Annotated in this window: 9 protein-coding genes; all 9 read right to left on the bottom strand. The window is 33.4% G+C overall.

Going from position 1 to position 7,487, the window contains the following annotated elements; all coding sequences use genetic code 11:
- Nucleotides 1-138, bottom strand: a 138-nt coding sequence (locus tag N4A40_16655; GenBank protein MCT4663486.1) for an ATP-binding cassette domain-containing protein, incomplete at its 3' end; no start/stop codon positions are given.
- A 40-nt stretch (nt 139-178) separates the two neighbouring features.
- Complete coding sequence (locus tag N4A40_16650) at nt 179-1,156, bottom strand: ABC transporter ATP-binding protein (protein ID MCT4663485.1); 978 nt, start codon at nt 1,154-1,156, stop codon at nt 179-181.
- A gap of 5 nt (nt 1,157-1,161) precedes the next feature.
- Entirely contained in the window at nt 1,162-1,998 is an 837-nt protein-coding gene (locus N4A40_16645) for an ABC transporter permease (GenBank protein MCT4663484.1), read from the bottom strand.
- 5 nt (nt 1,999-2,003) lie between these two features.
- Entirely contained in the window at nt 2,004-2,957 is a 954-nt protein-coding gene (locus tag N4A40_16640; GenBank protein MCT4663483.1) for an ABC transporter permease, read from the bottom strand.
- 62 nt (nt 2,958-3,019) lie between these two features.
- Complete coding sequence (locus tag N4A40_16635; protein ID MCT4663482.1) at nt 3,020-4,666, bottom strand: ABC transporter substrate-binding protein; 1,647 nt, start codon at nt 4,664-4,666, stop codon at nt 3,020-3,022.
- Nucleotides 4,667-4,871: 205 nt separating this feature from the next.
- The gene (locus N4A40_16630; protein MCT4663481.1) at nt 4,872-5,393 is read right to left on the bottom strand and encodes a GNAT family N-acetyltransferase; all 522 of its coding nucleotides are present in this window, start codon (nt 5,391-5,393) and stop codon (nt 4,872-4,874) included.
- A gap of 31 nt (nt 5,394-5,424) precedes the next feature.
- A complete protein-coding gene (locus N4A40_16625) occupies nt 5,425-6,195 on the bottom strand; it encodes a DUF2087 domain-containing protein (GenBank protein ID MCT4663480.1) in 771 nt (256 codons plus the stop codon).
- Nucleotides 6,196-6,350: 155 nt separating this feature from the next.
- On the bottom strand, nt 6,351-6,905 hold the full coding sequence (locus N4A40_16620) for a DUF3841 domain-containing protein (GenBank protein MCT4663479.1): 555 nt from the start codon (nt 6,903-6,905) through the stop codon (nt 6,351-6,353).
- A gap of 1 nt (nt 6,906) precedes the next feature.
- On the bottom strand, nt 6,907-7,487 hold a 581-nt coding region (locus N4A40_16615; protein MCT4663478.1), incomplete at its 5' end, for a DUF3841 domain-containing protein.

Raw genomic sequence — 7,487 nt, 5'->3', positions numbered from 1 at the left:
TATAGTCCTTCCAATAGTAGATTTGCCACATCCTGATTCACCTACCAGTGCAAATGTTTCTCCTCTTTTCATTTCAAAGCTAACACCATCTACAGCTTTCAAATATTGTGGTTTCCCAAATAATTTCTCTGGATTCATCTTAAAATATTTTTTTAGATTTTCAATTCTCACTAAAGTATCACTCAATTATATCTCTCCCTTTTTCATTGAGCCAACAATTAGATCTATGACCCTTTTGAATCTCTGCAGATGGTGGCATTTTTGATTCACATATTTCAAGTCTATCCATGCATCTATTTGCAAACGGACACCCCATTGGTGGATCGCACAAATCTGGTGGCATTCCATCTATCGGTATCAACCTATCATTTTGGTCTATTTTGGGCATAGATTGCATCAAGCCTATAGTGTATGGATGATTTGGGTTTTCAAATATATCTTTAGCTTTTCCACACTCCATTATGAGCCCTCCATACATGACGGCTATTCTATCACAAACTTCAGCAACGACTCCTAGGTCATGTGTGATAAGCATTATAGAAGTTTCTTTTTCTTTTTTTAAATTTTTCATCAATTCTAGTATCTGCGCTTGAATAGTAACATCTAATGCAGTAGTAGGTTCATCAGCTATGAGTAAATCTGGTTCACATGAAAGTGCCATAGCAATCATGACTCGCTGTCTCATACCTCCACTAAATTCATGTGGATATCCCTGTATTCTTTGTTCTGGCGAAGGCACTCCAACAGATTTGAGTATCTCAATAGCTTTTGCTCTTGCCTCTTTTTTGTTCATTTTACTATGTTTTCTTATTACATCTGTCATTTGTTTTCCTACAGTGTAAACTGGATTCAGTGAAGTCATAGGATCTTGAAATACCATTGCAATTTCTTTTCCTCTTATTTTCATCAATTCTCTATTTGACTTTTTTAATAAATCCTCACCTTTAAACAATATCTCACCATCTTTTATCTTTCCAGTATCTCCTAGTATCTGCATTATAGATTTGGATGTAACGCTTTTTCCACTACCCGATTCTCCAACTATTCCTAATACTTCTCCTTGATATACTTCGAAATCTACTCCCCTTACAGCTTGAACTTCTCCCTGTTTTGTAAAAAAAGAAGTTTTTAAGTTTTTCACATTCAATAAATTCATATATTCTACTTCCTTTTCTCTATAGTATTTCTAAAAGTATCTCCTAGAATATTGAAACTAAGTACTGTCATTAATATAAATACTCCTGGAAATATTCCCAAATGAGATGCTTCGTCCATGTACCCTTGTGCCTTACTCAGCATACTTCCCCAAGATGCATCCGGAGCTTGAACACCCATACCTAAAAAACTAAGTGAGGATTCTGTAAGTATCGCACTTGCAATGCTTAGTGTTGCTGCAACAACTATAGTAGGTAATACATTTGGAATTATATGTCTCATTATTATCTTAAAATTTGGTATACTGAGTGTTTTTGCATATATGACATACTCTTTGTTTTTGACACTCAAAGTCTCTGCTCTTACTAATCTCGCTGTACCCATCCATCCAAGTAGCCCTATAATCATAACCATCATCCCTATACTTGGCTTAAAATAAGCATTCAATATAAGTATTATAAAAAAGCTAGGTATAGACATCAATATATCTACCATTCTCATTAGTATTGAATCTACGTGACCTTCAAAATATCCACTTATAGCACCAATTGTAGTTCCTATAGTAGTAGATATAATCATTGATAAAAATCCAACGCTAAGTGAAATTCTACCCCCATACAATATTCTAGTAAAATAGTCTCTTCCCATTTTGTCAGTCCCAAATATATGTTTCAAATTTGGAGATTGAAATCGATTTAACATATCTATTCCATTTTGGTCATATGGTGATAAAAACGCAAATATCGACATCAATGTAAGCACTGCTATCGTAAAGAATGCGACTTTACTCAATTTATTTACCTGAGTAGTTTTCTTTATCTCTCTAATCAACTTTTCATACATCTCTATCACCTCTCACTTCTAATTCTTGGATCTACCACACCATACAATATATCTGCTAATAAATTACCAACTATCAGAAGTATCGCAGTTAGCATAGTAGTTGCCATTATCACTGGATAATCATAATTAAATATCGAATTAACTCCCAACCTTCCCATACCAGGCCATCCAAATACTGTTTCAGTAACGAAAGCTCCTGTAACTAGTGATGGTAAACTCATTCCAAGTATTGTTATAATTGGCAAACACACATTCTTTAGTACATATTCAAACATGATTTTATACTTTGAAAACCCATAAGCCTCTTCTGTTTTTACGTAGTTTTGAGATAGCTCTATGATAGTATTTGATCTGATAAATCTAGTGTAAACTGCTATGTTGTAAAAACTAAGCACTGTGCATGGCAATATAGCATGTTTTATGAGATCAATCGCTGAATTTTCAACACCTATAGTTCTCATTCCAACACTAGGAAGCAAATGTAGTTTAAACGCAAAAATGTAAATGAGTATTATACCAAACCAAAAACTAGGTATAGATATCCCTATATACGATATTGTTGTAACTATATTGTCTATGAATGTTCCTTTTTTTCGTGCTGTATACATACCTAGCGGTATCGATATAATCAACGATATTATAAGTGCACTTCCCATAAGACCTATCGTAGCTGGCATTCTAACGGCTATAATCTCTTTAACAGGTTTGAAATTTATGAGTGAAAATCCCAAATCACCTTTTAATACATTTTGTAACCACTTTAGATACTGCACATGTACCGGTGCATTTAGCCCTAGTCGTTCTCTCACCATCTGAATTTCTTGAGCATTCATTTTAGGAGATATATAACTAGTAGCAGGATCGCCAGGAGCCATATGCATAAGCATAAATGATATTATGGATATCAAAAATATCATGATAGTAGCTTGAACCAATCTCTTAAATATATACTTTGTCATAATACACCAACTTTCATATTTTTAAATAAAAGACAGTTCTTAGCGAACTGTCTTTCAAAAATTTACTTAACCATATAAATTTTAGATAAATCATTAAACATATGAATTGGTGCTGGCTCTGCTTCTTCCAATCCTTTGAAGTGAGGATTTACTGCAACTATTGCATATCCATATGAAATAGGATACATCGGCACATCTTCCATGATTTTTTGTTGAATATCTTTATAAAGCTGCTCTCTCTTAGATTTGTCTATCTCTTTAGCTGCCAAATTCCAAAGCTTATCAACTTCTGGGTTTGTATAACTATTTACATTATTCATACTACCAGTTTCAAAAATCTGAGCATATGCTGAAGGTTCTTTACCGTAAATATATCCGTTGAAAGCTAGGTCGTAAGAATTGTTATGAGCTGGATCAAACAATGCATTGTAGAATGATGCCATATCCATAGCTTTTAATTCCACATTAATTCCAACATCGCTTAAATATTTTTGAACCAATATCTCTCTTATATCATCTTTACCTATATATGCCATAGTAAGCGTAACATTCTCTAATCCGCTTTCCTTCAATAATGTTTTAGCTTTTTCAGGATTAAAAGCGTATTTTTCAACATCATCTGTTTTGTAAAGTGCCTTATCTGCTAGGAATGAATACGCTGGCTTAGCATAGTCAGTAGACATATATGTCGCTTTTAAAACTTCGTCCCTGTTTATTGCATATGCTATCGCCTGTCTCAGCTTCTGATTTTTAAGCACTTCATTATTTTCATTTATTATAATATAACCTACTCTATCTTCATCGAATGCTAATATTTCAGCCTCACCATCTAGTTTTTGAACATCTTCAGCATGAATATTCATCACATCTATTTCTCCATTTTTAAATGCAATTTCTGCTGAAGCTGAATCAGGTATTATTCTAAATACAACTTTTTCTAAATTTGCAGCTCCTTCAAAAAACTTATCAAATCTAGCTAATGTAATAGTTTCTCCTTCATTTCTGCTTTCAAACTTGAATGGACCTGAGCCAATTGGATGATTGTTAACATCGCTTGCTTGTATATTTTCTATATTTTGGTATACATGTTTTGGAAACATTCTGATCCCACCTATAGTATCCAAAAATCCGACTTGTACTTCTGGCAATAAAAACTTAACAGTCAAATCATCAACTTTTTCAATCTTCACATCGCCTTTTGATGTTACAAATGAACTTTTTGTATGACTACCTTGATTATCATCCATTATAGTATTAAATGTAAATACCAAATCATCAGCACTTATCGCTTCTCCATCATGCCACGTTAAACCCTCTTTTAATTTTAGTGTATATGACAAATAATCTTCTGATGGCTTAACTTCTTGAGCTAACCAATAATCTACTTCATCTCCATTCAATATATATAGCGGAGAAAAAATATGATTTACAAGAGTAAGTGTCGTTCTGTCATTTCCATATAGTGGATGAATGACTCTCGAATCAGAAGCTACTCTAACTATCATTGTTCCGCCATCCACTTTCTCCATTTTATTTGTTTCTTTTTCTGTTTCACTAGCCTTAGCCTCAGACTCATTTGCCGCTGTTTCCGTTACGGCTTTAGCTTCATTTTCAGCTTTATTAGTCTCACTGCCACTTTGACAGCCAACTAAACCTATTGACGCTACCATCATGAACCCCATCAATATACTCAATAACCTTCTTTTCATTAAAATTCCTCCCAAATTAAATTTCTCACAATGGCGATTATAACACAATTATCAGATTTATCTGTTAAGGATTATTAAGTATTATTTCTTTCTATATATCACGAAATCAAATCATTTTTCTCTATAAAAAAAGAGCTATAAACGATCTTTGTTTTTTAGCTCTTAGGTGTTGCTATTTAATTTTTGCTCTATACTGTATTTTACTTTATAATTCAAGCACCATTACATTAGTTTTATGAGTTAAATTGGTAAAACTAATTTCAGATTCTTTTATCTTCTGATAGCCTTGTGCGAGCCAAAATCTATTTCCGCCTAGATTTTTCTTTATAGAGCCTACCCTAAATGACTCTGCACCTTTAGTCTTCGCCCAGCTAGTAAGTGCACTGTGAACTGTAGCTCCTAGTCCATTTCCACGATAAGTTTTATCTACTATCATCAGTCCTATTATCCACTGACTATTTACTGGATAATCTTTGACAACATCTATTACCCCAATCAAATAATCATCTTTGAACAATCCAAAAACCCATTTGTCCTCGTATTCTTTTTTGGGGGGCAATGACTCAAATATTCGTTCAACGTCGCTCATCTCAGGCAATTTATTATCATGTAACATAAAATAATCTGCACATCTAATAGCCGCATCTAGTACGATTTCTTTATCCTCTATACTAAGCTCCTTTAAGCTATAGTCATCACTAACTACTATTTTCTCTAGATTCGACATACAATCACACCTTTCTCTTTTTTAACACTCGCTATTCTTTTACCCAATAACTCTTACAATCATCAGTTCTATCTACAAATCCATACTCTATAAGTGCTCTCCTTATAGTTACATAATCCTCGTATATTCTCTTCAGTATTCTGTTTATCTCTTTTTCAGAATATATTTTTCCCTTAGAAAAATTCTGCGTAATTGCCTCTAGTATTATGATTTTTTTCTTTGCTTTAGATGGGAATGTCTTGAGTGCACCAGTCTCGTCCATGTAATTTTTTATAGTCGATTTCTTTTCTTTATCAGTTATATTGTATCTATCGTCTATTGCCCGTGCTGTTTTATGAGAATCGCAAAGTTTCTCATCTTCCAATTTTATTATTTTTTTGTTTGTATTCTCAGAAATCAATTCCATTAAAGTCAAAAATATCTTTGCTTGCTTTTCTTTTTGTCTAAACTTGTATCTGTGGTTTCTAATTGTCGAACTGGCAACCCCTAGCTCTTTTGCTATTTCCTTATCTGTAAGTCCTGATCCTATAAGTGCTAGAACTCTTCTTTGAATATCTGTAAGTCCTGTAAATGAACTATTCATATTTATCAAATAACTGAGCATAGAGTCATGTTCTTTCTCAACATGCATATGCGCAAATTTCTCAGCATTGTATAATTTTTCTTCAAACTCATATATCCTGCCCTTTTCAAATGAAGCTTCGCATATGATACATCTATACTCTGCGTCTTCTTCTACTATCCCTTTTTTTAATTCCTCCAAATCCGCATCCCAAAATAATTCCTTATTCTCCACATCCATATCAAAATCTCCTTCCGCTATTTTGTTAATTATAATATTACAACACTTTTTATCTTTTGTCTATGTTTTTATAGACGAAAAAATAAAAAGTTTATCTTTTCTGTAAATCCCAATAAAAAAAGTAGCCTAAGCTACTTTTTTAAAATATCAACTTTTTACTCAAAAATATCGACAATCCATTCCTCTTTTATAATCCATGAAGCTGCCTGAACTATGCTCTTCTCATTTATATCAAAAAGTCTATCCCAGCTCTTTTCTATGTCTCTTTTGAGAATTGGATAAAATGAATTTTCAAACACCTTACACCCACAGTCCACGCCTTGCCTTCTCATCTTTTCCTCAAATGCTCTCTCATCATCTTTGTCTATTCCAATATACTCCTGACTGAGAACCCTCTCCCATTTTCTATTGTCAAACTCTAAAATTTCATCACATGGAATTTCAAGTTTTATCATTCTCTGACTAACATGCACCTTTGCATATTTGGGATCTTCATATAACCAAACAGGGTACTCTGCCGCATCTGGCTTAGGAACATTTTTTTCTAATCTATTTACAAACCAATCATAAGCCTTTAACATGACGCTAGCTACTTCGCCGTATTTCTGCTCAATATACTTTTTCTTGACTATATACTCGCCCTTATCCGATATAGTATCTATTACGATTTGACTTTGAGCTGCATAAAAAATCTTTTTCTCATTTGACATATTACTCATCTCCATAGTATACAGATTTTATATCTTCTTTTCTGATTTTCCAAAGCGTTCCCTGTCTGACCTCTGACAATAAATAAGGTTCAAACAATCTCTCCCAGCTTTTTTCTATCTTCTGTTTCATCAAAGGATAAAAATTCCCCTTGTTTCCCATTATAAGTGCTGATTCATCGCCTATGCCGTATTTTTTTAACTCCTCATCATGTTTAGCCAAATCTTCTCTATCCTCTGGTAAATAGAAAAAGTTTACCACATAGCCCCATTTTTCCATATCCGTAATGACTATCTTGTCTTCATCAACTTCTAGTTCTAATATTACAGTTCCTTCCACGGGTCTGAGCATCATCTCTTCATCAATAGATACCCATACCGGATATTTTATACTCTCACAAGGCTTTGGAACTATCTTTTCAGCTCTATCTGTATACCATTTGTAAAGTTTCTTGTAATAATCTGAGAAATTCTCCATTTTTTTGTTTATGTATTCTTCTTTACAGATATAATATCCCTTTTGCTCTATTTCTTCCATAACGTTTCTATCTTGTCTAGTCCAAACTCTCATAGATTCATCCTCCT

Source organism: Tissierellales bacterium (assembly GCA_025210965.1).
GTDB lineage: Bacteria > Bacillota > Clostridia > Tissierellales > JAOAQY01 > JAOAQY01.
The sequence above is the reverse complement of the archived record's forward strand: the minus strand, read 5'-3'. Positions and strand labels throughout refer to the sequence as shown.